The organism is Corynebacterium sp. 5QC2CO, from assembly GCF_024580435.1.
GTDB lineage: Bacteria > Actinomycetota > Actinomycetes > Mycobacteriales > Mycobacteriaceae > Corynebacterium > Corynebacterium jeikeium_D.
Genome location: NZ_JANIKI010000031.1, coordinates 1 through 853, shown reverse-complemented (window position 1 = coordinate 853; position 853 = coordinate 1). Strand labels below are relative to the sequence as shown.

Genomic DNA, 853 nt, shown 5'->3' with positions numbered 1-853 from the left:
GGTAGGGTCAGGCGGTCATTGCATCATGGATAACACCAGAGATTACCTCCCGGGGAGTCAACCCGCCGAGTACCACCCGCGGCCGGTTATTCAGCAATGCTTCGGCCTCAGCAACCTCTTGGTCGGTGACATCGGTAAAGTTGGTGCCCTTGGGGAAATAAAACCGGATATCCCGGTTCATCCGCTCATTGCTACCTCGCTGCCACGGCGAATGCGGATCGGCGAAAAACACCTGAATATTCTCCGCAACAGAAAACTCCGTGTGCTTGGCAAACTCCACGCCCTGGTCCCAGGTCAACGTCGACATCGTGGTGTCCATCGACTCTTTGAGCCGACGAATCATCCGCACCATGACCTCATTGACGCTTGCGGCAGTATGATCAGTGCCGAGCCTGCCGAGGAGCACAAACCTGCTGCGGCGCTCCACCAACGTCGCCAAAGCACTGGTGCCATCTGCGCCAATAATCAAATCCCCTTCCCAATGACCAGGTACCGCACGATCATTGGCTTCGGCTGGGCGAAGTGAAATATTGGCATCATGGGTCCAGCGTTTTCCTCGTGGTTTGGGCACCCCGGCTAGAAGCGAGCGGGGTTTACGCCCTGGCCGGGTAGTCCGACAGGACTTTTCAAACACAAGTTCTTTGCGCAAGCTACCTACCCCTTGCACGTAAAGGGCCTGGTAAATCGACTCGTGGCTAATAGTCATGGACGTATTATCACCCCAGAGTGCAGCCAACCTGTCACTGGCCTGACGCGGTGAGGCACCACGGTTGAGCAGATCGACAACCTGGGCGCGTAAGAACCGATTACCATCGAGTTTGCGCAGCTTAGGACGAGCAAGACGCCCGCGGCT

At 56.7% G+C, this 853-nt stretch carries 1 protein-coding gene; it reads right to left on the bottom strand.

Annotation, left to right across the window (positions count from 1 at the left end; genetic code table 11):
- Window positions 1–7 precede the first annotated feature (7 nt).
- On the bottom strand, window positions 8–853 hold an 846-nt coding region (locus tag NQ014_RS10805), incomplete at its 5' end, for an IS30 family transposase (RefSeq protein ID WP_257075337.1).